This window comes from Azohydromonas australica DSM 1124, assembly GCF_000430725.1.
Lineage (GTDB): Bacteria > Pseudomonadota > Gammaproteobacteria > Burkholderiales > Burkholderiaceae_C > Azohydromonas > Azohydromonas australica.
On record NZ_KE387213.1, the window covers coordinates 81,394 to 105,210 of the forward strand.

22 protein-coding genes are annotated in these 23,817 nt (G+C 67.1%); 6 read left to right on the top strand and 16 right to left on the bottom strand.

All coding sequences use genetic code 11. From position 1 onward, the window contains the following. Positions 1–229 precede the first annotated feature (229 nt). Genes H537_RS0134740 through H537_RS0134750 form a run of 3 tightly spaced genes read right to left on the bottom strand, consistent with a single transcriptional unit; the run spans position 230 to position 5,032 of the window. Positions 230–1,792: a SpoVR family protein gene (locus H537_RS0134740; RefSeq protein ID WP_029001559.1), complete on the bottom strand. Its 1,563-nt coding sequence runs from the start codon at positions 1,790–1,792 to the stop codon at positions 230–232. Further along, positions 1,789–3,078 (bottom strand): YeaH/YhbH family protein, encoded by a 1,290-nt coding sequence (locus tag H537_RS0134745; RefSeq protein WP_029001560.1) that lies wholly within the window; start codon positions 3,076–3,078, stop codon positions 1,789–1,791. The genes H537_RS0134740 and H537_RS0134745 overlap by 4 nt, the downstream gene beginning before the upstream one ends. A gap of 31 nt (positions 3,079–3,109) precedes the next feature. Further along, a complete protein-coding gene (locus tag H537_RS0134750; protein ID WP_029001561.1) occupies positions 3,110–5,032 on the bottom strand; it encodes a PrkA family serine protein kinase in 1,923 nt (640 codons plus the stop codon). Positions 5,033–5,539: 507 nt separating this feature from the next. Here H537_RS0134750 and otsB point away from each other — a divergent pair. Both otsB and otsA read left to right on the top strand, forming a co-directional pair. After that, positions 5,540–6,289 (top strand): trehalose-phosphatase, encoded by a 750-nt coding sequence (otsB, locus tag H537_RS0134755; protein WP_029001562.1) that lies wholly within the window; start codon positions 5,540–5,542, stop codon positions 6,287–6,289. 342 nt (positions 6,290–6,631) lie between these two features. Continuing rightward, positions 6,632–8,014 (top strand): alpha,alpha-trehalose-phosphate synthase (UDP-forming), encoded by a 1,383-nt coding sequence (gene otsA / locus H537_RS0134760; protein WP_029001563.1) that lies wholly within the window; start codon positions 6,632–6,634, stop codon positions 8,012–8,014. A gap of 87 nt (positions 8,015–8,101) precedes the next feature. Here otsA and H537_RS0134765 read toward each other — a convergent pair whose 3' ends face one another. Together H537_RS0134765 and H537_RS0134770 are read right to left on the bottom strand one after the other, a co-directional pair. After that, positions 8,102–8,983 (bottom strand): ParB/RepB/Spo0J family partition protein, encoded by an 882-nt coding sequence (locus H537_RS0134765; protein ID WP_029001564.1) that lies wholly within the window; start codon positions 8,981–8,983, stop codon positions 8,102–8,104. Further along, on the bottom strand, positions 8,977–9,546 hold the full coding sequence (locus H537_RS0134770) for an RBBP9/YdeN family alpha/beta hydrolase (protein WP_029001565.1): 570 nt from the start codon (positions 9,544–9,546) through the stop codon (positions 8,977–8,979). Before H537_RS0134770 ends, H537_RS0134765 begins: the two co-directional genes overlap by 7 nt. 47 nt (positions 9,547–9,593) lie before the next feature. Here H537_RS0134770 and argC point away from each other — a divergent pair, with 47 nt between their 5' ends. Then, positions 9,594–10,535 carry an N-acetyl-gamma-glutamyl-phosphate reductase gene (argC, locus tag H537_RS0134775; protein ID WP_029001566.1) on the top strand — a complete coding sequence of 314 codons (942 nt, stop codon included), beginning with the start codon at positions 9,594–9,596 and terminating at the stop codon, positions 10,533–10,535. A gap of 93 nt (positions 10,536–10,628) precedes the next feature. On the opposite strand, the gene H537_RS0134780 is transcribed toward argC, so the two are convergent. The 6 genes from H537_RS0134780 to H537_RS0134805 all read right to left on the bottom strand — a co-directional run bounded on the left by H537_RS0134780 (position 10,629) and on the right by H537_RS0134805 (position 16,081). Beyond that, positions 10,629–11,399, bottom strand: a complete 771-nt coding sequence (locus H537_RS0134780; RefSeq protein WP_029001567.1) for a ParA family protein — start codon at positions 11,397–11,399, stop codon at positions 10,629–10,631. A gap of 38 nt (positions 11,400–11,437) precedes the next feature. Beyond that, positions 11,438–12,046, bottom strand: a complete 609-nt coding sequence (locus H537_RS0134785; protein WP_029001568.1) for a LysE family transporter — start codon at positions 12,044–12,046, stop codon at positions 11,438–11,440. Positions 12,047–12,112: 66 nt separating this feature from the next. Next, a complete protein-coding gene (rsmG, locus tag H537_RS0134790) occupies positions 12,113–12,760 on the bottom strand; it encodes a 16S rRNA (guanine(527)-N(7))-methyltransferase RsmG (protein WP_043461423.1) in 648 nt (215 codons plus the stop codon). Between the two features lie 7 nt (positions 12,761–12,767). Further along, positions 12,768–14,756: a tRNA uridine-5-carboxymethylaminomethyl(34) synthesis enzyme MnmG gene (mnmG, locus tag H537_RS0134795; RefSeq protein WP_029001570.1), complete on the bottom strand. Its 1,989-nt coding sequence runs from the start codon at positions 14,754–14,756 to the stop codon at positions 12,768–12,770. A gap of 54 nt (positions 14,757–14,810) precedes the next feature. After that, on the bottom strand, positions 14,811–15,017 hold the full coding sequence (locus tag H537_RS47280) for a DUF2061 domain-containing protein (protein WP_051244274.1): 207 nt from the start codon (positions 15,015–15,017) through the stop codon (positions 14,811–14,813). Between the two features lie 170 nt (positions 15,018–15,187). Further along, entirely contained in the window at positions 15,188–16,081 is an 894-nt protein-coding gene (locus H537_RS0134805; RefSeq protein ID WP_156902137.1) for a PDC sensor domain-containing protein, read from the bottom strand. A 184-nt stretch (positions 16,082–16,265) separates the two neighbouring features. Here H537_RS0134805 and H537_RS0134810 point away from each other — a divergent pair, with 184 nt between their 5' ends. Further along, positions 16,266–16,520: a YkgJ family cysteine cluster protein gene (locus H537_RS0134810; RefSeq protein WP_029001572.1), complete on the top strand. Its 255-nt coding sequence runs from the start codon at positions 16,266–16,268 to the stop codon at positions 16,518–16,520. Positions 16,521–16,562: 42 nt separating this feature from the next. On the opposite strand, the gene H537_RS0134815 is transcribed toward H537_RS0134810, so the two are convergent. Next, positions 16,563–16,934 (bottom strand): glutaredoxin, encoded by a 372-nt coding sequence (locus tag H537_RS0134815; RefSeq protein ID WP_029001573.1) that lies wholly within the window; start codon positions 16,932–16,934, stop codon positions 16,563–16,565. Between the two features lie 73 nt (positions 16,935–17,007). On the opposite strand from H537_RS0134815, the gene gstA reads away from it, so the two are divergent. Then, entirely contained in the window at positions 17,008–17,616 is a 609-nt protein-coding gene (gstA, locus tag H537_RS0134820) for a glutathione transferase GstA (protein WP_029001574.1), read from the top strand. A 45-nt stretch (positions 17,617–17,661) separates the two neighbouring features. On the opposite strand, the gene H537_RS0134825 is transcribed toward gstA, so the two are convergent. The 4 genes from H537_RS0134825 to H537_RS47290 all read right to left on the bottom strand — a co-directional run bounded on the left by H537_RS0134825 (position 17,662) and on the right by H537_RS47290 (position 23,469). After that, on the bottom strand, positions 17,662–19,275 hold the full coding sequence (locus H537_RS0134825) for an ABC transporter ATP-binding protein (RefSeq protein WP_029001575.1): 1,614 nt from the start codon (positions 19,273–19,275) through the stop codon (positions 17,662–17,664). Then, on the bottom strand, positions 19,272–20,357 hold the full coding sequence (locus tag H537_RS47285; protein ID WP_084151197.1) for an ABC transporter permease: 1,086 nt from the start codon (positions 20,355–20,357) through the stop codon (positions 19,272–19,274). The genes H537_RS0134825 and H537_RS47285 overlap by 4 nt, the downstream gene beginning before the upstream one ends. A 100-nt stretch (positions 20,358–20,457) precedes the next feature. Further along, positions 20,458–21,495, bottom strand: a complete 1,038-nt coding sequence (locus H537_RS0134835) for a microcin C ABC transporter permease YejB (protein ID WP_029001576.1) — start codon at positions 21,493–21,495, stop codon at positions 20,458–20,460. Beyond that, positions 21,496–23,469 carry an extracellular solute-binding protein gene (locus H537_RS47290; protein WP_051244278.1) on the bottom strand — a complete coding sequence of 658 codons (1,974 nt, stop codon included), beginning with the start codon at positions 23,467–23,469 and terminating at the stop codon, positions 21,496–21,498. It abuts the gene before it with no gap. Between the two features lie 52 nt (positions 23,470–23,521). On the opposite strand from H537_RS47290, the gene H537_RS56105 reads away from it, so the two are divergent. Next, on the top strand, positions 23,522–23,817 hold a 296-nt coding region (locus H537_RS56105; RefSeq protein ID WP_502527950.1), incomplete at its 3' end, for a TerC family protein.

The following is a 23,817-nucleotide window of genomic DNA, read 5'->3' on the forward strand; positions in this document are numbered from 1 at the left end:
GGTGTGGCGACATCGTTTGTGCAAGGATTTGACGGGAGCCCGAAGATGGACTGCAGCGGCTCCAGCAGGCGTCATTGTTGGGGTTAACACCCGACAAGTGAAGCGCGGGGGCTTTAACTTGCTCGCAACTGCCGTGAATTTCCAGGCATCTGCACGCTCTACGGCACTTCTTGAAAAGAAAACGCCGGGCGGCCACTGACCGCCCGGCGTCGTCAAGGGTCACATTGAATCAAGGCGGCGGTGCCGGCACCGACCAGCGCTTGCGCACCTCACCACGGCTGTCCACGCTTTCCAGGTGCACGCCGAAGCCCCACAACCGCGCCACGTGCCGCAGCACCTCCTGGGCGGTGTCGGCCAGCGGCCGGTCCTGGTGCTGCACGTGGCGCAGCGTCAGCGCACGGTCGCCGCGCAGATTGACGTTCCAGACTTGGATGTTGGGTTCGCGCGTGCCCAAGTCGTACTGGCGCGACAGCGCCTCGCGCACCCGACGGTAACCCTGCTCGTCGTGGATGGCGCTGACCTCGATCTCGCTGTCCTTCTCGTCATCGACGATGGCAAAGAGCCGGAAGTCCCGCATCAGCTTGGGCGAGAGGTATTGGCCGATGAAGCTTTCGTCCTTGAAGTTGCGCATCGCCTCGTCTAGCGTGGGCAGCCACGGCGCGCCGGCGATGTCGGGGAACCATTGCCGGTCTTCCTCTGTCGGGTCCTCGCAGATGCGCTTGAGATCCGTGTACATCGCGAAGCCCAGCGCGTACGGGTTCAGGCCGCTGTAGGCCTTGTGCCCCACGGGCGGCTGGTAGATGACATTGGTGTGCGACTTGAGCCACTCCATCATCACGCCGTCGGTGAGGTAGCCGTCGTCGTACATCTGGTTGAGCAGCCGGTGGTGCCAGAAGGTGGCCCAGCCTTCGTTCATCACCTGCGTCTGGCGCTGCGGATAGAAGTACTGCGCCACCTTGCGCACGATGCGCACGATCTCGCGCTGCCAGGGCTCCAGCAGCGGCGCGTTCTTCTCAATGAAGTACAGCAGGTTCTCCTGCGGCTCGTCCGGGAAACGCCGCTGCGTATCGGACGCTTCCTTCGCCTCGTCATGGCGCCGCGGCAGCGTGCGCCACAGGTCGTTGACCTGCTGCTGGGCGTAGTTCTCGCGGTCCTTGCGTTCGGCCAGTTCCTGCGCCAGCGTTCGCTTGCTGGGGCGGCGGTAGCGGTCCACGCCGTGGTTGGACAGCGCGTGGCAGGAATCCAGGAAGGACTCCACCGTGTCCAGGCCGTGGCGCTCCTCGCATTCGGCCACGTAGTTCTTGGCGTAGACCAGGTAGTCGATGATCGACGACGCGTCGGTCCACATGCGGAACAGGTAGTTGCCCTTGAAGAAGCTGTTGTGGCCGTAGGCGGCATGCGCGATCACCAGCGCCTGCATCGCCATCGTGTTCTCCTCCATCAGGTAGCTGATGCAGGGGTTGGAGTTGATGACGATCTCGTAGGCCAGGCCCATGAAGCCGCGCCGGTAGTTCTTCTCGGTGGAAATGAACTCCTTGCCGTAGCTCCAGTGGCGGTAGTTCACCGGCATGCCCACGGATGCGTAGGCATCCATCATCTGCTCGGCGGTGATGATCTCCAGCTGGTTGGGATAGGTGTCGAGCCCGAAGCGCTCGGCCGTGGAGCGGATCACGTCGTGGTACTGCTGGATCAGCTCGAAGGTCCAGTCGCTGGGTCCGGGCAGCGGCTCGCGCGGTCGAGCGGCCAGCGCCAGCGGCTCACGCAGCGGGTTCCTGATGACGACGGCATTCATGCGGCCACCGCTCCTTCCTTCTTGAAGAGATCGCGGAACACGGGATAGATCTGCGAGGCCTCGGTGGCCTTGCGCATGGCGAAGTGCGGGTGCGCAGTCAGCAGCTGGGTGTACTCCTCCCACAGGTTCTGCTCTTCCTCGGCCACCTGCACGTAGGCGTAGTAGCGGCACATCGGCAGGATCTTGTCGGACAGCAGCTCGCGGCAGCGGCCGCTGTCGTGGTGCCAGTTGTCGCCGTCGCTGGCCTGCGCGCCGTAGATGTTCCAGTCACCGCCGGCATAGCGCTGGCGCACGATCTCCTCCATCAGCACCAGCGCGCTGGAAACCACGGTGCCGCCGGTTTCGGTAGCGTGGAAGAAGTTCTGCTCATCCACCTCCTGCGCTTGCGTGTGGTGGCGGATGAAGACGAGCTCGATCTTCTCGTAGTGCCGGGTGAGGAACAGGTAGAGCAGGATGAAGAAGCGCTTGGCCAGGTCCTTGCGTGCCTCGTCCATCGAGCCCGAGACGTCCATCAGGCAGAACATCACGGCCTTGGACGAGGGCACGGGCACGCGGACGCGGTTGCGGAAGCGCAGGTCGATCGGATCCAGGTACGGAATGCGCGCCAAGCGTCCGCGCAAAGCCTCGATCTGCTCCTGCAGCTCCGCAATCTCGCGCTCGGCCAGCGCCGGCGTGGGGTGAGGATGTGCCTGCAACTTCTGCAGTCGCTCCTCCAGTTCGCGCAACTCGCGCCGCGATTCCGACCCTAAGGCGATGCGGCGCCCCAGCGCACCGCGCATCGAGCGCAGCACGTGCAGGTTGTTGGGCGTACCGTCGGCGGTGAAGCCCGCACGCTGGCTCTTCCACTCGGGCACCTCGGCGATTTGAGTACGCACCAGGTGCGGCAGCGCCAGGTCCTCGAAGAAGACCTGCATGAACTCCTCCTTGGACAGGGAAAAGACGAAATCGTCCTCGCCCTGGCCGGAGTCGCTGGCCTGGCCGCTGCCGCTGCCACCCCCGCCACCGCCCTTGGGGCGCTGGATGCGGTCGCCGCGCACGTACTCCTGGTTGCCCGGGTGCACGACCTCGCGCACGCCGCCCTGGCCGTGGTGGAACACCGGCTCGGAGATGTCCTTCTTCGGGATCGAGATTTCCTCGCCGCGCTCGATGTCGCGGATGCCGCGTCCGTCCACCGCGCGCTTGACTGCCTCGCGGATCTGGTCGCGGTAGCGGCGCAGGAAACGCTCGCGGTTGCCGATGGACTTGTTCTTCCCCGCGAGCCTGCGATCGATGATCTGTTGAAGCATGACGTCTCCCGTCGGTGCGTGGGGCTCGGGCTCAGCTGCTCTTGCGCACGCGCAGATACCACTCGCACAGCAACCGCACCTGTTTGGGCGTGTAGCCCTTCTGCACCATGCGCGTGACGAAGTCCTCGTGCTTCTTGGCCTCGTCGGCACTGGCCTTGGCGTTGAAGCTGATGACCGGCAACAACTCCTCGGTGTTGCTGAACATCTTCTTCTCGATCACGGTGCGCAGCTTCTCGTAGCTGGTCCACACCGGGTTCTTGCCTTGGTTGTTGGCACGCGCGCGCAGCACGAAGTTGACGATTTCGTTGCGGAAGTCCTTGGGATTGGCGATGCCCGCGGGCTTCTCGATCTTCTCCAGCTCCGCGTTGAGCGAGGCGCGATCGAACACTTCGCCGGTGTCGGTGTCGCGGTACTCGTGGTCCTGGATCCAGTAGTCGGCGTAGGTGACGTAACGGTCAAAGATGTTCTGCCCGTACTCGCTGTAGCTTTCCAGGTACGCGGTCTGGATCTCCTTGCCGATGAACTCCGCGTAGCGCGGCGCCAGCTGTTCCTTGATGAAGCCGATGTACTTCTGCTCCAACTCGGCCGGGAACTGCTCGCGCTCGATCTGCTGCTCCAGCACGTACATCAGGTGCACCGGATTGGCCGCCACCTCGGTGGAGTCGAAGTTGAAGACCTTGGAGATGATCTTGAAGGCGAAGCGCGTGCTGATGCCGCTCATGCCCTCGTCCACGCCGGCGTAGTCGCGGTACTCCTGGTAGCTCTTGGCGCGCGGGTCGGTGTCCTTGAGGTTCTCGCCGTCGTAGACCTGCATCTTGCTGAAGAGGCTGGAGTTCTCCGGTTCCTTCAGCCGCGTGAGCGCCGCGAACTGGCTCATCATCTTGAGCGTGCCCGGCGCACAGGTGGCCTGGGCCAGCGACGAGTTGCGGATGAGCTTCTCGTAGATCTTGACCTCCTCGCTCACGCGCAGGCAGTACGGCACCTTGACGATGTAGATGCGGTCCAGGAAGGCCTCGTTGTTCTTGTTGTTGCGGAACGCCTTCCACTCGCTCTCGTTGCTGTGTGCCAGCACCACGCCGTCGAAGGGAATTGCGCCGAAGCCCTCGGTGCCCTTGAAGTTGCCTTCCTGCGTGGCCGTGAGCAGCGGGTGCAGCACCTTGATGGGCGCCTTGAACATTTCCACGAATTCCAGCAGCCCCTGGTTGGCCAGGCACAAGCCGCCGGAGTAGCTGTAGGCGTCGGGGTCGTCCTGGGCGTAGGTTTCGAGCTTGCGGATGTCGACCTTGCCTACCAGCGCGCTGATGTCTTGGTTGTTCTCGTCGCCGGGCTCGGTCTTGGCGATGCCGATCTGCTTGAGGATCGACGGATGGCGCTTGACAACGCGGAACTTGCGGATGTCGCCACCAAACTCTTCCAGCCGCTTGACGGCCCAGGGCGAGAGCACGCGGTTGAGATAGCGGCGCGGAATGCCGTATTCCTTTTCCAGGATCGGGCCGTCCTCCACCGCATCGAACAGGCCCAGCGGGCTCTCGTTCACCGGCGAGCCCTTGATCGCGTAGAAGGGCACCTCCTGCATGAGCTGCTTCAGCCGCTCGGCAATGGAGCTCTTGCCACCGCCGACCGGACCCAGCAGATAGAGGATCTGCTTCTTCTCTTCCAGCCCCTGCGCGGCATGGCGGAAGTACGAAACCACCTGCTCGATCGAGTCCTCCATGCCGTAGAACTCGGCAAAGGCGGGATAAATCTTGATGACCTTGTTGGCGAAGATGCGCGACAGGCGCGGTTCGTTGCGCGTGTCAATCATCTGTGGATCGCCGATGGCCTTGAGCATGCGCTCGGCCGCGGTGGCATAGGCCAGCGGGTTGCGCTTGCACTCCGCGAGGTATTCCTCCAGCGAGAGCTCTTCCTCGCGGGTGCGTTCGTAACGGGCGGCGAAGCTGCTGATCACGTCCATGGGACCTCCTTGAATGGAAGACGCACACAGGCGGTAGCCGGCCGCCAGAGCGTCTGGGAAGTTCTGATGAAGTCCCGGCTGTACGGGCCCGGGCGCCATCAGAGCTTTCCGGTCTTCAGCGTGTGGCTTGCGTGATCGTCCCTCCAAGGGAGCCAAAGTCAGCGCGATTCACCAGGCGAGTCTTTCAACGACGCCTGCCTCATCCTCAGCAAGGACCGTGCCCCGTTTGGTCCTTGCATTCCAGTGCCGGTCCGGCGTGCCCGCATGAGGTACTTCAACGATGCTGCCCTGATATGGGCTGACACGCACGTCGGGCAGCCATCGCTTTACATCCGAACCCGTACCCCAGTTCATTCGTTCACATTTCGAAGGACTCAGTTCTGAGGGCTTTCCCGTATTTCAGGTTGCCTTTCTTCTTTACGCCCACGCTACCGGCTGGCCTATAGCCCCTGCGCCGTCGTTGCCTTACTTGGCGGCGCTTCTGTTCGCGCTGGCTACGCTGTCTGCATGTCAGGACCCCCTCTGCTTACACCCGGATGTGCCGTATTTCTGGATTTCGACGGCACGCTGGCCGAGATCGCACCTCATCCGCAAGCCGTGACGGTGCCTGCCAGCTTGCCTTCTCGCTTGGCTGCGCTGACCAGCGCACTGGACGGCGCTCTGGCCATCGTCACGGGCCGGCCGATCACCGAAATCGACCATTTCTTGACCCCCCTGCAGTTGCCTGCCGCAGGCGTGCACGGCGCCGAGCGGCGCAACGCCGAGGGCAGCTGGCAGCGCCTGCCCACGCCGGCGCTGGACGCGGTACTGGCCCCGCTGCAAGCCTTGTGCGCTGCGCATCCCGGGCTGCTGTTGGAACGCAAATCCGTTGCCTTGGCGCTGCACTACCGCTTGGCACCGGCACTGGAGGCCGAATGCTTGGCGGCCATGACCCGCGCCCTGGAACAGCTTCCGGACATGGCCCTGATGCGTGGCAAGCAGGTGCTCGAGCTCAAGCCGCGCACTGCTGGCAAGGATGCCGCCGTGCACGCCTTCCTGGCCGAAGCGCCGTTCCACGGACGACAACCCTGGTTTTTTGGGGATGACGTGACCGACGAAGTGGCATTCGAGGCCGTGCAGGCCTTGGGAGGCATCGCCGTCAAGGTCGGTGAGGGGGCCACCCGAGCCCACTACCGGGTACAAGGCCCAGCGGCGCTGCAGCGCTGGATGCAGTCTTCCCTGCAGGCCCTTGGTATCCCCTCTGGAGACCTGGACTGACTCCTGAATTCGGAGGAGGTTGGATCCGGGCACGATGGGACGGCTGCGCATGTTCCTCGCCCCAGGCGGTCCGTAGTTGCAATCAATCCGGGCCCACTGCACCACTTCGGGGGCAATTTGCCCGCAGACGGTGCCTGTAGCGTCACATGCAACGCGGCGGTCCGTCACGGTTGCACCTTGAGCCGGTATCCATGGCTGCCGGCCTGCGCTTGCCGAGCCGGCGCCTCTCAAGGCACGCGCCCTGCCCTGGGCGCCTGAAGGCTCGCGATACCCGTCCAGGGCGCGCGGGGATATTTCATGCAACGGTGCGCCCGGAGTGCACCCGGGAACAGGTGATTTGAGATGCCGCGACTGGTCGTCGTTTCCAACCGCGTGGCCGATCCGCGCAAGACCGCTGCTGGCGGCCTCGCGGTGGCGCTGGGCGAAGCGCTCAATGCCACCGGCGGACTGTGGTTCGGCTGGAGCGGCAACATCGTCGAACGAACCGAGGCCGGGGCGCAGGGCCAGACCCAGCTTCATGTGCAGCGGGCCGGCGACGTCACGCTGGCCACCGTGGATCTCAGCCGCGAGGACCACGACGCCTATTACCTCGGCTATTCCAACGGCGTGCTGTGGCCGGTGTTCCATTACCGCCTGGACCTGGCGGACTTCGACGCCGGCTACATCGGCGGCTACCGGCGCGTGAACCGCATGTTCGCCCAGCAGCTGCTGCCCCTGCTGCGGCCGGATGACGTGATCTGGGTCCACGACTACCACCTCATCCCTCTGGCCGAGGAGCTGCGCACGCTGGGCTGCCGCCAGCGTATCGGCTTCTTTCTGCACATCCCGGTGCCGCCGCCGCTGATCATGGCGGCCATCCCGGCGCACGAGTGGCTCATCCGCGCCCTCTTCGCCTACGACCTGCTCGGGTTGCAGAGCCAGACCGACCTCAGCCATTTCGCCCGCTATGTCTACACCGAGGCCCAGGCCGAGCAGGTGGCCGATGGCCGCTTCAACGCCTTCGGGCGCCAGCTGCAGGTCCAGGCCTTCCCGATCGGCATCGACGTGGACGAGTTCGCCGCGCTGGCCGAGGGCCGCGAAGCCCAGGAGACGCTGGCCACGATGCGCGAGCAGTACGCCAAGCGCCGCCTGCTGGTGGGCGTGGACCGGCTCGACTACTCCAAGGGCCTGCCGCAACGCCTGCGTGCCATGCGCAGCCTGCTGCAGCGCTATCCGGGCAACTGCAACAGCGCCACGCTGATCCAGATCGCTTCGCCTTCGCGCGAGACGGTGGGTGCCTACAACGACCTGCGGCGCCAGCTCGAAGGCCTGTGCGGCTCCATCAACGGCAACTTCGGCGAACTCGACTGGATGCCCATCCGCTACATCCACCGCACGGTAGCGCGCAAGCGGCTGCCCGGCCTCTACCGCGCCAGCCGCGTGGCCCTGGTCACGCCGCTGCGCGACGGCATGAACCTGGTGGCCAAGGAGTTCATCGCCGCGCAGGACCCTGCCGATCCCGGCGTGCTGGTGCTGTCACGCTTCGCCGGCGCCGCGGAGCAGTTGCGCGACGCGCTGCTGGTCAATCCCTACGACAGCGACGGCACGGCCGACGCCATCCAGCATGCGCTGCACATGCCGCTGGAGGAGCGTCAGGTGCGCCATGAGCGGCTGCTGGCCAACATCCGCGAGTTCGACGTGCACTGGTGGCAGCGCAGCTTCCTGGAGGCTTTGCGGCAGTCCTAGCGGCTCGTCGCTCCCCCAACAAAAATCCCGTGCCACAGCCGTGGCACGGGGTTTATTCAGCATGCTGATGAAGTGGAAGCTCGACCGCTATGCTTCCTTCACGCCCAGCTTGTCCAGCAGCCCGTTGAGCTCGTCCAGCGAGCTGAAGGCAATGGCGATCTCGCCCTTTTCGCCATTCATCGTCTTGCGGCGGATGCGGATTTCCACCGCGGCGGTCAGCGCATCGGCCAGCAGTTCCTCGATGCGCTGAAGGTCGCGCGACTTGTCCTGCAGCGCCTGCGGACCCGGCTTGGGCTTGGCCGGGGCCGCCTGGCGGGCCACCAGCTTTTCCGCCTCGCGCACCGAGAGCTTGCGCGCCACGATCTCGTTGGCATGCAGGATCTGCTGCGCCGGCTCCACCGCCAGCAGCGCACGCGCATGCCCCATGTCCAGGTCGCCCGCCATCAGCATCTGCTGCACCTGCGGGCACAGGTTGAGCAGGCGCAGCAGGTTGCTGGCGGCACTGCGCGAGCGGCCGACGGCACGCGCGGCCTGCTCGTGCGTGAGGTTGAACTCGGTGATCAGACGCTGCAGCCCCTGAGCTTCTTCCAGCGGGTTCAGGTCCTCGCGCTGGATGTTCTCGATCAGCGCCATCACGGCCGCCGACTCGTCGGGCACCTCGCGCACCAGCACCGGCACCTCTTCCAGCCCGGCGATCCGGGCCGCGCGGCTGCGGCGTTCGCCGGCAATGATCTCGTAGCGCCCTTCCTGTGCCGGCCGCACCAGGATCGGCTGCATCACGCCTTGGCTCTTGATGCTTTCGGCCAGCTCGTAGAGCGAGCCCTCGTCCATGCGGGTGCGCGGCTGATAACGGCCGGGCATCAGCAGATCCAGCTTCAACGCCGACGGCGGCGCCTCGGGCGCCTCCACGCGCGGCCCGAGCAGGGCTTCCAGGCCCAGACCCAGGCCCTTGGGTTTCTTCGTCACCATGGCGCGATTGTCGGTGATAGCCCCCCCGCCACTGCCACCCGGCGCAACAGTTCGAGACCTTGTGCCCAGTCGCCCAGACCCGATTCGGCATTGATGTGGCCGGCATTGCCCAGCTTCACCAGCTCGGCGCCCCAGTCCACCGCGATGCCCTCGGCCCGCGCCGGGGCGCAGAAGGGGTCATCGCTGCTCACCACGGCGAGCGCCGCGAAGGGCAAGCGCTGTCTCACCATGGGACGCCAGGAATAGAGATTGGGCGGCATGTCCTCGCGCTCCACGTCGGGTGGGGCCACCAGCAGCGCCCCGGCCACGCGCTGCGCGTGCTGCGAGTGCGCAGCCCACGCGGCCACCAGTTGGCAACCGAGGCTGTGCGCTGCCAGCAGCAGCGGGCCGCGCGCCTGGAGAACGCTCTCCTCCAGTTGCGCCATCCAGTCGCCGCGGCGCGGCCACAGCCAGTCGTCCTGCTGCACGCGCGTGAAACCGTGACGCTGCTCCCAGCGGCTTTGCCAATGATCGGGGCCGGAATCCTGCCAACCGGGCAGGAGCAGCACTTGCAAGTCGTCCATGGGGCTTGGCTTATCCTTTTACGTTTGCTCGAAGTGGAGAGGCGAAGATGAAACATACCGTGTTCGTGGACGGGCAGGAGGGCACCACCGGCCTGCGCATCCATGAGTACCTGGCGCAGCGCGACGACGTCGAGCTGCTGCGCATCGACCCGGACAAGCGCAAGGATCCGGCCGAGCGTGCCAGGCTGCTCGACGCCGCCGAAGTGTCCTTCCTGTGCCTGCCCGATGCCGCCTCGCGCGAGGCCGCCGCGCTGGTGCGCAACCCGAATGCCTGCCTGATCGACGCCAGCACCGCGCACCGCACCGCACCGGGCTGGGTGTTCGGCCTGCCGGAACTGGCCAAGGGGCAGCGCGAGCTGATCCGCCAGTCCAAGCGCATTTCCAACCCGGGCTGCCACTCCACGGCCTTCATCCTGCTGTTGCGCCCGCTGGTCGATGCCGGCCTTGTGGCCCCGACGCTGCCGTTGTCAGCCACGTCGATCACCGGCTACTCGGGTGGCGGCAAGACCATGATCGCGGACTACGAAGGCAGCGGGAATCCCAAGCTGGCCTCGCCCCGGCCTTACGGTCTGACGCTGGCGCACAAGCACATTCCCGAGATGACGGCGCACACCGGCCTGCAGGTGGCGCCCGTGTTCATGCCGGTGGTGGGCCCGTTCCTGAAAGGCCTGGCGGTGAGCGTGCCGCTGCACTTCTCGCAGCTTGCCCCTGGCACCGATGCGCAGCGCCTGCATGCGGCCTACGAGGCGCATTACGCCGGCGAGCGCTTCATCAAGGTGCTGCCGCTGGGCGATGCGGCCAACCTGGACGGCGGCTTCTTCGACGTGCAGGCCTGCAATGACACCAACCGCGTGGACATCGGCGTGTTCGCCAACGACAAGCAGGCCATCGTCATGGCCCGCCTGGACAACCTGGGCAAGGGCGCCAGCGGCGCAGCCGTGCAGTCGATGAACATCCACCTCGGCCTGGACGAAGGCCTGGGCCTCTGAAGCCAGCCCCAACTGCCAAAGCCAAGCAGAGCCGCCTCCGGGCGGCTTTTCGATGCCCGCCTCGCGCGAATGCGCCTGACCGGCATCAGCTTCTCAGCGCTTGGCGCAGCGCTTGACCAACTCGTCGGCGAACTCGACGTAGGCCTGCGCCCCCTTGGCTGCCGGATCGAACACCACGCCCGGCAAGCCATAACTGGGCGCCTCCGCCAAGCGCACGTTGCGCGGGATGACGCTATCGAACACCTTGTCGCCGAAATGCTGCTTGAGCTGCTCGCTCACCTGCTGCTGCAGCGTCATGCGCGGGTCGTACATCACGCGCAGCAATCCGATGATCTGCAGCCGCGGATTCAGGCTGGCATGGATCTGCTTGATGGTGTTCACCAAGTCCGTCAGCCCCTCCAGTGCGAAGTATTCGCACTGCATCGGCACCACCACGCCATGCGCCGCGCACATGCCATTGAGCGTGAGCAGGCTCAGTGAAGGCGGGCAATCGACCAGCACGAAGTCATAGTCTTGCTCACAAGCCGCCAGCGCTGCGCGCAAGCGGTCCTGCCGCCGTTCCACGCCCACCAGTTCCACTTCCGCACCGGACAGCTCACGGTTCGCGCCCAGCACGTCGTAGCCGGCCTTGTCGGCTTTCACGCGCGCATCGGCCACCGTGATGGTTTCCAGCAGCACCTCGTAGACGCTGTGTTCCAGCGTCCGCTTGTCCACGCCGGAACCCATGGTGGCATTGCCCTGCGGGTCCAGATCCACCACCAGCACCCGTTGCCCGATACGCACCAGTCCGGCGGCGAGGTTGACGGCGGTGGTGGTCTTGCCGACGCCGCCCTTCTGGTTCGCGATACAAAAGATCTTGGCCATGTTGGGGATTTGTTGTGATGGTGGAGCGGCAAGCGTTCTCAGCGCACCAGCCGCAGACCGAAGCCCAGCAGCGCCAGGCCAGCCAGGCGTTGCAGGGCGCGTGCCAGACGCCGGTGCGCGCGCACGTACGCCGCCACGGCATTGGCACCCGCACACAGCGCCAGGCACCACACCGCGGTGATCACCGCGATCAGCAGCGCCATGAACGCGAAGGTCCACACTCCCTGCTGGCGTGCCGGATCAATGAACAGCGGGAAGAAGGCCATGTAGAACACGATGGCCTTGGGATTGGACAAGGTGATGAAGAACCCTTGGCGCAGATAGTGCCCCGGCGACACGCGAACCGGCAGTGCTTCCTCTCCGTCGCGGGCCAGCAGCATTTTCAACCCCATCCAGCTCAGGTAGGCGGCACCGGCCACCTGCAATGCCTTGAACAGCGCCGGATAGGCGGCCAGCGTGGCCGCCACTCCCGCCACCGCCAGCCACAGCAGCACTTGGTCACCGAGGATCAGCCCCAGTGTCGCCGCGGCGCCACCCTTGAAACCACCTTGCCCTGCGCTGCTCAACAGCATGAAAGTACCTGGCCCGGGCAGTGCCAGAAACAGGATCACGGCGGCACAAAAGGCGCCTACATCGATGCCGAGCATGAATCCCTCCAGAGGTTCGGGACCGCCCGGCATGCACTTCCAGGCGCTCGCCGTGATTGTCCGGTTTCAGCGCCGTAATCGCATCCACACCAGACAACGTTCGGCATCCAGTCCCGGTACGGCCAAGGGTTCCACGTGAAACACTTCCACGTCCGCGGGCAAGGCAGCGATTTCCTCATCCGGCCGTTTGCCCTTCATCGCCATCCAAAGCCCCTCGGGCGCCAGCCGCTCGCGCGTCAACGCCACGAAATCGGCCAGCGTGGCGAAAGCCCGGCTGGTGATCAGCTCGTAGCGGCCGGGGAGTTGCTCCACACGCGCATGTTCCGCGCGCAGGTTGCGCAGCCCCAGTTCCGCACTCACCTGTCGGATGAAAGCCGCCTTCTTGCCCACCGTGTCCACGCAACTTACCTGCAATCCCGGACACAGCACGGCGATCAGCACGCCCGGCAACCCGCCGCCACTGCCCACATCCAGCAGCCGCAAGCCGTCACGGCCAGCCAGCACGCGTTGCAAAGGTGGCAGCGCTGCCAGGCAATCCGCCAGGTGATGCGTGAACATCTGCGCCGGGTCGCGCAGCGCCGTCAGGTTGTAGGTCTTGTTCCAGCGCTGCAGCAACGCCAGATAGTCGTGCAGCTGCCGCAGCTGGTAGTCATCCGGCGCCAACCCCAGTTGCCGGGCCAGCGCCGCGATGGGGTGATCGGTAGAAAGGTCCATCGGAAGTTCAGAGGGCAACATCGTCACCCGCCCCCGCCGTGCTCACGGCTTTGAAATCCTTCCAGCTGCCTTTGCGCAGATGCACCAGCAGCAGCGAGATCGCGGCCGGCGTGATGCCGGAAATGCGTGACGCCTGCCCCAGCGTGGCCGGCCGGTGCTTGTCCAGCTTCTGCCGCACTTCGAAGGAAAGCGCCGTGATCTCGGAATAATCCAGGTCCTCGGGCAACGGCAGCTTCTCGTACTGCGCCGCGCGCTGGACCTCCTCCTGCTGCTTGTCGATGTAGCCGGCGTATTTGACGCCAATTTCCACCTGCTCGATGACGGCATCGGCCAGCTCGACACCCAGCTCGGCGTGCAGTGTTTCACGTGAAACAGGCGCATCTTCACTGGCCCGAGCTTGCTTCACCAGCGCATCGACCGCTGTAACCTTGTCCCAGTCCACACCGGGCCGGCGCAGCAGGTCGATCAACGGGTACTCGCGCTCGATCGCCTTGCCCAGCAGTGGCTCGGCCTGCTCCGCTGTCAGCCAGCGCGGCTGCACCCAGGTTTGCCGCAGCCGCTGTGTTTCACGTGAAACAGCGTCGCGCTTGCGGTTGAAGGCGTCCCAGCGCGCGTCGTCCACCAAGCCCAGACGCCGCCCGTCCTCCGTCAAGCGCAGGTCGGCATTGTCTTCGCGCAACTGCAACCGGAATTCGGCGCGGCTCGTGAACATGCGGTAAGGCTCGCTCACGCCACGGGTGATGAGGTCGTCCACCAGAACACCCAGGTAGGCCTGGTCGCGCCCCGGTAGCCAGGGCTCCTTGCCCTGCGCCTGCAGCGCGGCATTGAGGCCGGCAAACAGGCCTTGCGCCGCCGCTTCCTCGTAGCCCGTGGTGCCGTTGATCTGTCCGGCGAAGTACAGGCCCTTGATGGCGCGCGTCTCGAAGCTGGCCGAGAGTTCGCGCGGATCGAAGTAGTCGTACTCGATGGCGTAGCCCGGGCGCAGGATGTGCGCGTTCTCCAGCCCCGGCATGGAGCGCACCGCCGCCAGCTGGATGTCAAAGGGCAGCGAGGTGGAAATGCCGTTGGGATAGAACTCGTTCGTGGTCAGCCCTTCCGGCTCCAGGAAGATCTGGTGCGAGTCCTTGTCCGCGAAGCGGTTGATCTTGTCCTCGATGCTGGGGCAATAGCGCGGCCCCACGCCTTCGATGACACCGGTGAACATCGGGCTGCGGTCGAAGCCGCTGCGGATGATGTCGTGCGTCTGCTGGTTGGTGTGCGTGATCCAGCACGGCAACTGGCGCGGATGCTGCGAGGCATGGCCCATGAAGCTGAACACCGGCACCGGGTCCAGGTCGCCGGGCTGCTCGGTGAGCTTGGAGAAGTCGATGCTGCGCCCGTCGATGCGCGGTGGCGTGCCGGTCTTGAGGCGACCCTGTGGTAGCTTGAGTTCCTTGAGCCGCGCCGACAGGCTCACCGCCGGTGGATCGCCGGCACGCCCGGCGCTGTAGTTCTGCAGCCCGACGTGGACCTTGCCGTCCAGGAAGGTACCCGCCGTGAGCACCACCGTCCGGGCGCGGAAGCGCAGGCCGATCTGCGTCACGGCACCCACCACGCGGTCACCCTCGACCATCAGGTCGTCCACCGCCTGCTGGAACAGCCACAGGTTGGGCTGGTTCTCCAGGCGGCGGCGGATGGCGGCCTTGTAGAGAATGCGGTCGGCCTGGGCGCGCGTGGCCCGCACCGCCGGGCCCTTGCTGGCGTTGAGAATGCGGAACTGGATGCCCCCCTCGTCGGTGGCGGCGGCCATAGCGCCGCCCAGGGCGTCCACTTCCTTGACCAGATGGCCCTTGCCGATCCCGCCGATTGACGGGTTGCAGCTCATCTGGCCGAGCGTTTCGATGTTGTGGGTCAGCAGCAGCGTCCGGCAGCCCATGCGGGCTGCGGCCAGCGCCGCCTCGGTGCCGGCATGGCCACCGCCGACCACGATGACCTCGAATTCCTGGGGATGCAGCACGGCGCGCGCACCGCCGCTGGTGCGACGGCGTCCTGAAGTGGCAAACCCACGATTTTAAGGTTGCGGGGCGGCCTCCCCGGGTGCGGGGGCATGGGCAAAGTGCCGCTCCCAGGCCCGATCGAAAAAGTAATGGGCCACCATGTTCACTAACGGCTCCACCAGCGTCACCGCGCCGGCCACTGTCACGCTGCCCGAGAGCGCATAGCTGACGCCAAAGGCCGTGCACACGTGCATCACACCGAAAGCTGCCGTCTTGGCCATGATGGGTTTCCTCGCCAAATGAGAATGATTCCTGACAACATGGTGCCGTCCGCGGCCGGCGCAGACCAATGGATAAGGCTTATGGCAGCGATGGTCTGGGCCTTCGGTGCCGCAAACCTTTGCCGTTTGCGGTGTGGCACCCGGCACGATGCCTCGACGAATGCGCCGGCTCAGGCCGATGCCGGTCGCTGTGCCGCCGCCCGGCGCCGTTGCCAGCGCCGCGACAGCACCACCGCGGCAGTGGTGAGCATCAGCAGCGCGGCGCTGCCGATGGCGGCGCGGCGCCGCACGGCCTTCTGCTCGGCCTGCACGCCGCGCAGCGCGGCAGCCTCGTCCACGGCGGCCAGGGCCAGCAGCGGGGTGCTGCCGGCGCGCTGCCAGCCCAGGATGCGGCGTCCCTCCTCCGGTGGCCAAGCCTGGCTCAGCACCTCGCCGGCACGCGGCGCGCGCTCGAACAGCGGCATCACCGGGAAAGGCAGCGGCTCCACCAGCCCGTCGCTGCGTGCCACGGCCACGCCGTCGGCACGCACCAGCAGCAGCAGGTCGCCGCGCGAAGGCTGAAGCCGCCGCAACAAGCCGGTAAGGTAACCAGGTGAAAGCGTGAGCAGCACCTGGCCCTGGCTCTGGCCCGGCAGCGGCCGCACGAAACTCACGGCGCCCGCCACGGGCTGGCGCGCCGGTGCCCCGATGGACAGGCCATTGCCCGGCGTCGGCAGGCCGTCGATCACCACCCGCACCACGCTGCCGTCCAGCGACTGCAATTGCCCCTTGCCATTGAGCACGCCGAGCTGCAGCACCGCGCCGGGCGGATAAGGCGGCGGCGGTACCGGTTGGCGTTCACTCCACTGCGCTCCCACCGTGGAAAGCACGAAATCCGCCGATTGCACCAGCGTCTCGGCCTGCAGGGCCAGCGTGTCGGCCAGGTGCACGGCACGTGCCGCCGCGTTGGCCAGCGCGCGCTCACGCGCCTGCTCCTGCGTGTGGAGCAGCTGGGTCCAGTAGCCGGCGCACGCCAGCACGGCGGCAGCGGGCAAGGACCAGGGGAGCAGGCGGCGGGCTTGCATCGGAACGAAGGCGGCGGTGGCCGCTGCGCGAGAGCAGCGGCAAAAAGGCAGGGTGGCGATCGGGGCCGCAGTAGGGATTCAACGATGCTGCCAGCGCAGCATTGTCCGAAGCTGACAAGCAGCCCCGGCGCAGGGCCAAGCCTGACGTCGGACAATGCTGGGTTTTCCCAAGCGTCGGGTTTCCATGGACTGCCGCCCCGGCTGCGGTGCCTGCTGCATCGCGCCTTCCATCTCCAGCCCCATTCCCGGCATGCCGCAAGGCAAGCCGGCCGGCGTGCGCTGCGTGCAGCTGTTGCCGGACCTGCGCTGCGCGATCTTCAACGACCCGCGCCGCCCGGCCGTGTGCGGCTCGCTGCAGCCTTCGGCCGAGCTGTGCACCGATTCGGCCGAGCAGGCGCTGCGCAACCTGCTGTGGCTGGAGCAGCAGACGGCGCCTTGAAAAGACCAAGGGGGCTTTGCGCCCCTGCAACGGCGCGGCGGCTCAGCCTGCCTGCAGCAGCCGCTGCAGCTCGCCGCCGGCGATGAGCTTTTCCAGCTCCTGCGCGCCGCCCACGAGCTGGCCGCGCACGAACACCATGGGGAAGGTGGGCCAGCCCGTCCACATCTTGAGCGCGTTGCGCCGCCGCCACTGGCTGAAGTAGCTGCCGTAGTCGAGATCGAAGTGCGCGATGCCCGCGCGGTCCAGCGACCGGCGCGCGCGCTTGGGGAAGGGGTTCTGCGCCATGCCGACCACCACCACCGGGTGCGCCGCCGCCGCGCGCTGCACCTCTTCCACGATGTCGGCATGCAGCGCGCTCACGCGCTGGCGGATGGCAGGGTGCAGACGCTCTTCTGCAAGGATGGGACGCGGCATTGAAGATGCTCTGGGGGCAGGAAGCCAGGACAGCGGCTATCGTACGTGACCCCCCTCGAATGAAGGAGACCCGATGAAGCTTTACTACAGCCCCGGTGCCTGCTCGCTCAGCCCGCACATCGTGCTGCACGAGGCCGGCCTGCCGTGCGAGCTGGTGCTGGCCAGCACCAAGACGCACAAGCTGCAGGACGGGACCGACTACTACACCCTCAACCCCAAGGGCTCCGTGCCGCTGCTGGAGCTCGACAGCGGCGAGCGCCTCACCGAAGGCCCGGCCATCGTGCAGTACCTGGCCGACCAGGTGCCGGACCGCAAGCTCGCGCCGGCCTTTGGCACCATGGCGCGCTACCGGCTGATGGAGTGGCTCAACTTCATCACCAGCGAGCTGCACAAGAGCTTCGGCGCCTTCTTCACGCCCGGCATGCCCGACGACGCCAAGGCGCTGTACCGCAACCGCCTGCGCCAGCGCCTGCAGTACGTGGACCAGCAGCTGGCCGGCAAGTCCTACCTGATGGGCGACGACTTCACGGTGGCCGACGCCTACCTGTTCACCGTCAGCAACTGGACCGTGCCCACGCAGGTGGACATCTCCGACCTCGCCAACCTGCAGGCCTTCCGCGAACGCATGCTGGCGCGGCCCAGCGTGCAGGCGGCGATGAAGCACGAGGGGTTGATCAAGTAACTCCCCGCCGCCGCGGCAGCCAAGGCCCGGCGACCTTTTCTGGCCTCACGCCAGCCGCGCCGCCGCCAGCAGCTCCTGCGTGTAGGGCTGCCGCGGCGCGCTGAACAGCTGCTCGGCCTCGCCCTCCTCCACCATCTCGCCCTGGCGCATCACGATCACGCGGTGCGACATGGCGCGCACCACGGCCAAGTCGTGGCTGATGAAGACGTAGCTCAGCCCGTAGCGCCGCTGAAGTTGCGCCAGCAACGACAACACCTGCTGCTGCACCGACACGTCCAGCGCTGAGGTCGGCTCGTCGAGCACCAGCAGCTCCGGCTCCAGCACCACCGCGCGCGCGATGGCGATGCGCTGGCGCTGCCCACCGCTGAACTCGTGCGGATAGCGTTGCAGCACGTCGGCCACGCCGTGGCGCGCGCTCAGCCCCACCTCGTCCAGCATTTTCAGCACGCGCGCCTCGCGCTCGGCGCGGCCGAGCTGCGGCTGGTGCAGCGCCAGCCCCTCGCCCACGATCTGGCCCACGGTCATGCGCGGGCTCAGGCTGCCGAAAGGGTCCTGGAACACCACCTGCATGCGCCGGCGCATGGCGCGCAGCGTGTCGCGGCCCGCGTCGTCGATGCGCTGCTCGCCCAGCCGCACCTGCCCGCCGGCAATGGGCTGCAGCGCCAGCAGCGCCATGCCCAGCGTGGTCTTGCCCGAGCCGGACTCGCCCACGATGCCCAGCGTCTCGCCGCGCTTGAGCTGCAGCGTGGCCTGCTTCACCGCCTCGAAAGGCGGCAGCCGGCGGAACCAGCTGCCCTTGCGCGCGAAGTGCACCCGCACGTCCTGCCCCTGCAGCAGCACCGGCGCGTCCGGCGCCACGGGCTGCACCACGCGCTGCGGCCGGCTGCCCAGCAGCTTCCTCGTGTACGCGTGCTGCGGATCGCCGAACACCACCGCCGTGTCGCCGCTTTCCACCAGCCGTCCGCGCTCCATCACGCCGACGCGGTGCGTGAAGCGGCGCACCAGGTTCAGGTCGTGCGTGATGAACAGCAGCGCCATGCCCATCTCGGCCTGCAGTTCGTCCAGCAGCGCCAGGATCTGCGCCTGGATGGTCACGTCCAGCGCCGTCGTGGGCTCGTCGGCAATCAGCAGCTTGGGCTTGCAGGCCAGCGCCATGGCGATCATGGCGCGCTGGCGCTGCCCGCCCGAGAGCTCGTGCGGGTAGGCGTCCACGCGCCGCTGCGGCTCCGGAATGCCCGTGCGCTCCAGCAGCTCGATGGCCCGCGCCCGCGCCGCGTTGGGCCGCAGCGCCTCGTGCAGCTCCAGCACCTCGGCGATCTGGTTGCCCACGCTGTAGAGCGGGTTCAGCGCTGTCATCGGCTCCTGGAAGATCATGCCGATCTCGCGCCCGCGCAGGCCGCGCATGCGCCGCTCGCCGGCCTGCACCAGGTCCTCGCCGCCAAAGCGGATGGCGCCGCTGGTCTGCGCCCCGTCCACCAGCCGCAGCACCGACAGCGCGGTGATCGATTTGCCGGAGCCCGATTCCCCCACCAGCGCGAATTTCTCGCGCGGCCGGACCTGGAAGCTGACGTCGTTGACCACCGTGTTGGCGCCGAAGCGCACCGTCAGGTGCTCGACGCTGAGCAACGGCTCCGTGGATGACTGGGGTGCGCGGCTCATGACTTGCGGGTGTCGAAGGCGTCGCGCAGCGCGTCACCGATGAAGGTCAGCAAGAGCATCGTGATCACGAGCAAGGTGAAGGTCGGGACGATGATCCACCAGGCGTCGAGGTTGGCCTTGCCCTGGTTGAGCAGTTCGCCCAGCGAGGGCACCGTCGGCGGCACGCCCAGGCCCAGGAAGTCCAGCGAGGTCAGCGACAGGATCGCCGCGCTCATGCGGAAGGGCAGAAACGTGATCACCGGCGTGAGCGAGTTGGGCAGCACGTGGCGGAAGATGATCTGGCGGTTCGACAGCCCCAGCGCCCGCGCCGCCTTCACGAAGTCCAGCGAGCGGTTGCGCAGGAACTCCGCGCGCACGTAGTCCGACAGCCCCATCCAGCCCCACAGCGACAGCAGGATCAGCAGCAGCAGGAGGGACGGCTCGAAGATGGACGCGAAGATGATCAGCAGGTACAGCTCCGGCACCGCGCCCCAGACCTCGATGATGCGTTGCAGCGTCAGGTCCAGCTTGCCGCCGAAGTAGCCCTGCAGCGCGCCGGCCAGGATGCCCAGCACCGTGCCCACCGCCGTGAGCGCCAGCGCGAACCAGATGCTCACCCTAAAGCCGTAGAGCAGCCGCGCCAGCATGTCGCGGCCCTGGCTGTCGGTACCCAGCACGTTGCGCGCGCTCGGCGGCGCCGGGTCGGGCTCCTTGGAGAAGTAGTCGGTGGAGATGGCCGAGTGCGGGTTGGGCGCGCGCAGCCGCCAGTTGCCGGGCTTGTCGAACTGCGCGGTGATGAGCGGGTCCTTCCAGTCCGTGGGCGTGGCGAAGTCGCCGCCCAGCGCCGTCTCCGGCGGGTTGCTCAGCACGGGGAAGAACCAGCGCCCCTCGTAGCGCGCCACCAGCGGCCGGTCGTTGCTCACGACCTCGGCCAGGGTGGAGAACAGCAGCATCGCCAGGAAGAGCCACAGCGACAGATAGCCCAGGCGGTTGCGCCTGAAACGGGCCCAGGCGCGCTGGTTGGGCGAGCGGGGCTCGCCCGCGCCTGCGCCCGCTGCGGTGGCGACGGCTTCGGCCGTGGCGCCGGCCGGCGGCGCCGCCATCAGGTCCACGGGACGGTCGCTGCCCTGGGCAGCGGCGGGGGTGGCGGGGCCGCGGTCGGAGACGCCGGGCACGATCGGTTGAGAACTCATGCCGTGCGCCTCACTTGCCCACGCTGCCGAACTGCACGCGCGGATCGACCACCACGTACAGCAGGTCCGAGACCAGCTTCACCACCAGGCCGATCAGCGTGAAGAGGTAGAGCGAGCCCAGCACGACCGGGTAGTCACGCCGCACCACGGACTCGTAGGCCAGCAGCCCCAGGCCGTCGAGCGAGAACAGCGTCTCGATCAGCACCGAGCCGGCGAAGAAGGCGCCGATGAAGGCCGCCGGGAAGCCCGTCACCAGCGGGATCAGTGCGTTGCGGAAGATGTGCTTGTAGAGCACGCGCCGCTGCGACAGCCCCTTGGCGCGCGCCACCAGCACGTACTGCTTGCGCATCTCCTCGACGAAGGTGTTCTTGGTCAGCATGGTCATGACGGCGAAGCTGCCGATCACCAGGCAGATCAGCGGCAGCGTCAGGTGCCAGAAGTAGTCGGCGATGCGCGCCGGCCAGCTCAGGGTGTCCCAGTCGTCGGAGGTCAGCCCGCGCAGCGGGAACCATTCGAGGAAGGTGCCGCCGGCAAACAGCACGATCAGCAGCACGCCCAGCACGAAGCCGGGGATGGCGTAGCCGACCAGCACCACCAGCGTGGTCAGCGCGTCGAAGCGCGTGCCCTCGCGCACCGCCTTGGCCACGCCCAGCGGGATGGAGACCAGGTAGGAGATGAAGAAGGTCCACACCCCCAGCGAGATCGACACCGGCAGCTTCTCCTTGATGAGCGTCCACACGTCCTTGTTCTGCAGGAAGCTCTTGCCCAGGTCGAAGCGCGCGAACTGGCCCAGCATCTCGAAGTAGCGCACGTGCGCGGGCTTGTCGAAGCCGTAGAGCTTCTTCAGCTCGGCCAGTTGCTTGGCGTCGCTGTCGCGCCCGGCCTTGTACACGTCGCTGTCGCCGCCCTTCTGGCTGGCGCGCGCCTCGGCCAGCAGCTGCTCCACCGGCCCGCCGGGCACGAACTGGATCACGACGAAGGTGATGGTCAGCGCCCCCAGCAGCGTGGGAATCATCAGCAGCAGCCGCTTGAAGATGTAGCCAAGCATTCAGGCCTCTCCCTTTTTCCACCAGCACATGATCGGCCAGGCGCTGTGGTCGCCCGAGGTGTCGATGCCAAAGTACAGCGGCGTCTTCTGCGGGATGCCGAAGCGGTTCCAGTACGAGGCGCGCTCGGCGGAGACGTACACGTCGGGCACCTGCCAGTGGTTCCACATCACCACGCGGTCCATGGCGCGGCAGCAGTCGCGCAGCTCGGCCAGCGTGCGCGCCCCGCCCATGACCTTGAGGATGTGGTCCAGCGCCGCGCTCTTGATGCCGCGGAAGTTGTCGTTGCCCTTCTCGTCCGCGGCCTGCGAGCCGTAGCTGGTGATGTAGCCCGCGGCGTTGGGCAGCGAGAACTTGCCTTCGACGATGGTGATGACGTCGAAGTCGTAGTTCTCCAGCCGGTTGCGGTAGAGCGCGAAGTCGACGTTGCGCTCCTTGAGCGTGATGCCCAGCTTCTCGCAGTTCTTCTGCCAGTCGGTGATGCGCCCGCCGGTCTCGCCGGGGTTCAGGTACTCCAGCTCCAGCGCCCGGCCCTGCGCGTTGCGCAGCCGGCCGTCGCCGTCGAGCTTCCAGCCCGCGTCTTCGAGCAGGCCGCGCGCCTTGAGCAGGTTGCGCCGCAGCGCCGCCGCGCCGCCGGCGGTGCTGGGCGGCCGGTACGCGGGGCCGAACACCTCCGGCGGCAGCTCCTTGCGGTAGGGCTCCAGCAGCTTGAGCTCGCCCGGCCCGGGCAGGCCCTCGGCCGCGAACTCCGAGTTGTTGAACACGCTGTACGCGCGCTTGAGCAGGCCGAAGCGGTTGATGCGCTCGAAGTCGTAGGCCAGCGCGATGGCCTCACGCACGCGCCGGTCCTGCAGCAGCTCGCGCCGGGTGTTGAACTGGTGGCTCTGCAGGCCCTGGCCGGTGGCGGTCTCGAAGCTCTTCTTGACGATGCGCCCGTCGTCCCACTTCGGCCCCTTGTGCTGGCGCACCCAGGAGCGCGAGCTGTACTCCTTGTAGATGTCGTACTCGCCGGTCTTGAAGGCCTCGAAGGCCACCGTCGCGTCCTTGTACATGCGGTAGACCACGCGGTCGAAGTTGAACCAGCCGCGCCGCGCGGGGTGGTCCTTGGCCCAGTAGTCCGGGTTGCGCTGGAACTCGATGCGCCGCCCCATGTCCACCGCGGCGATGGTGCAGGGGCCGGTGGTGATGGGGTACTCCGTGACGATCTGGTCGAAGGGCTTCACCTTGCCGTCCGCCCCGGCGCCCCACTTGCGCGAGAACACCGGCAGCCCGCCGATCAGGAACAGCGTGTCGGTGCTCCGGTCCTTGACGCCGAAGCGCACCGTGCGCTCGTCGAGCACCGTCACCGGCCCGGCCGGCGCGTAGGCCTGCACCAGCGCCGGCGAGGCCTGCTTGCTGGTGAGCATGTCGAAGCTGTGCTTCACGTCGGCCGCGGTCACCGGGTCGCCGTTCCAGAAGCGCGCCTTGGGATGCAGCCTGAAGGTGATGCTGGACTTGTCCGGCGCGATGAGAAAACGCTCGGCCAGCAGCCCGTACATGGTCTGCGGCTCGTCGTCCGAGGCCACGCACAGCCCTTCGAACATGAACAGCCCCACCCCCGCCGGCGCGTTGCCGCGCACGGTGAAGGGGTTGAACTTGTCGAAGCTGGTGCGCCGGTCCGGGTTGCGCAGCCGCAGCACGCCGCCCTTGGGCGCGTCCGGGTTGACGTACTCGAAATGCGTGTAGCCCTCGGGGTACTTGGGCTCGCCGAAGGTGGCCAGCGCGTGCACCCAGCGCCCGCCCTCGGCGGCAGGGGCGGCATCCGCCGGCGCGGCGGGTGCGGTTGCGGGACCGTTGGGCGCGGCGGGTGCCGCCTGCGCCCGGGACTGGGCGATGGCCGCCAGCGCCGGCCAGGCCGGCCACAGGCCGGTGGAAAGCAGCAGCGCCGCGGCGCGGCGCCGGTCACGCCGCGGTGCCGCGGCAGGCTTGTTTGGCATCTTTGTCAACGGGCGGACCCGCAGGTCCGGGGTTGGAGGAGGCGCGCCGATCATGCGCGAAATGCCGCCGTGGCGGCAACGCGGCGGCGCGGAACCCCGGCGCCGGCGTGCCGGCGGGCATCATCGTGAAACGCTCTCCCTGGGCGGTGCGGAAACTCTTGCCCCGCGCCGCGCTCCCATCACGACCACGCCCCCCAAGAAGGACTGCCCGATGGAACTGCTGACCGACCCGCAAGCCTGGATTGCCTTCCTGACGCTCACCGCGCTGGAGCTGGTACTGGGCATCGACAACATCATCTTCATCTCGATCCTGGTCGATAAGCTGCCGCGCGAGCGGCGCGAGTTCGC

Excerpts from the sequence above, each read along its gene's own strand:
- H537_RS0134810 (WP_029001572.1), top strand. The coding sequence starts at position 16,266 with ATGGACTGCCGCCCCGGCTGCGGTGCCTGCTGCATCGCGCCTTCCATC.
- H537_RS0134785 (WP_029001568.1), bottom strand. The coding sequence starts at position 12,046 with ATGCTCGGCATCGATGTAGGCGCCTTTTGTGCCGCCGTGATCCTGTTT.
- otsA (WP_029001563.1), top strand. The coding sequence starts at position 6,632 with ATGCCGCGACTGGTCGTCGTTTCCAACCGCGTGGCCGATCCGCGCAAG.
- H537_RS0134805 (WP_156902137.1), bottom strand. The coding sequence starts at position 16,081 with ATGCAAGCCCGCCGCCTGCTCCCCTGGTCCTTGCCCGCTGCCGCCGTG.
- H537_RS0134835 (WP_029001576.1), bottom strand. The coding sequence starts at position 21,495 with ATGCTTGGCTACATCTTCAAGCGGCTGCTGCTGATGATTCCCACGCTG.
- H537_RS0134770 (WP_029001565.1), bottom strand. The coding sequence starts at position 9,546 with ATGGACGACTTGCAAGTGCTGCTCCTGCCCGGTTGGCAGGATTCCGGC.
- H537_RS0134765 (WP_029001564.1), bottom strand. The coding sequence starts at position 8,983 with ATGGTGACGAAGAAACCCAAGGGCCTGGGTCTGGGCCTGGAAGCCCTG.
- H537_RS0134745 (WP_029001560.1), bottom strand. The coding sequence starts at position 3,078 with ATGCTTCAACAGATCATCGATCGCAGGCTCGCGGGGAAGAACAAGTCC.
- otsB (WP_029001562.1), top strand. The coding sequence starts at position 5,540 with ATGTCAGGACCCCCTCTGCTTACACCCGGATGTGCCGTATTTCTGGAT.
- H537_RS0134780 (WP_029001567.1), bottom strand. The coding sequence starts at position 11,399 with ATGGCCAAGATCTTTTGTATCGCGAACCAGAAGGGCGGCGTCGGCAAG.
- rsmG (WP_043461423.1), bottom strand. The coding sequence starts at position 12,760 with ATGGACCTTTCTACCGATCACCCCATCGCGGCGCTGGCCCGGCAACTG.
- argC (WP_029001566.1), top strand. The coding sequence starts at position 9,594 with ATGAAACATACCGTGTTCGTGGACGGGCAGGAGGGCACCACCGGCCTG.
- H537_RS0134825 (WP_029001575.1), bottom strand. The coding sequence starts at position 19,275 with ATGAGCCGCGCACCCCAGTCATCCACGGAGCCGTTGCTCAGCGTCGAG.
- H537_RS0134815 (WP_029001573.1), bottom strand. The coding sequence starts at position 16,934 with ATGCCGCGTCCCATCCTTGCAGAAGAGCGTCTGCACCCTGCCATCCGC.
- H537_RS0134750 (WP_029001561.1), bottom strand. The coding sequence starts at position 5,032 with ATGGACGTGATCAGCAGCTTCGCCGCCCGTTACGAACGCACCCGCGAG.
- gstA (WP_029001574.1), top strand. The coding sequence starts at position 17,008 with ATGAAGCTTTACTACAGCCCCGGTGCCTGCTCGCTCAGCCCGCACATC.
- H537_RS47285 (WP_084151197.1), bottom strand. The coding sequence starts at position 20,357 with ATGGCGGCGCCGCCGGCCGGCGCCACGGCCGAAGCCGTCGCCACCGCA.
- H537_RS47290 (WP_051244278.1), bottom strand. The coding sequence starts at position 23,469 with ATGCCAAACAAGCCTGCCGCGGCACCGCGGCGTGACCGGCGCCGCGCC.
- H537_RS47280 (WP_051244274.1), bottom strand. The coding sequence starts at position 15,017 with ATGGCCAAGACGGCAGCTTTCGGTGTGATGCACGTGTGCACGGCCTTT.
- H537_RS0134740 (WP_029001559.1), bottom strand. The coding sequence starts at position 1,792 with ATGAATGCCGTCGTCATCAGGAACCCGCTGCGTGAGCCGCTGGCGCTG.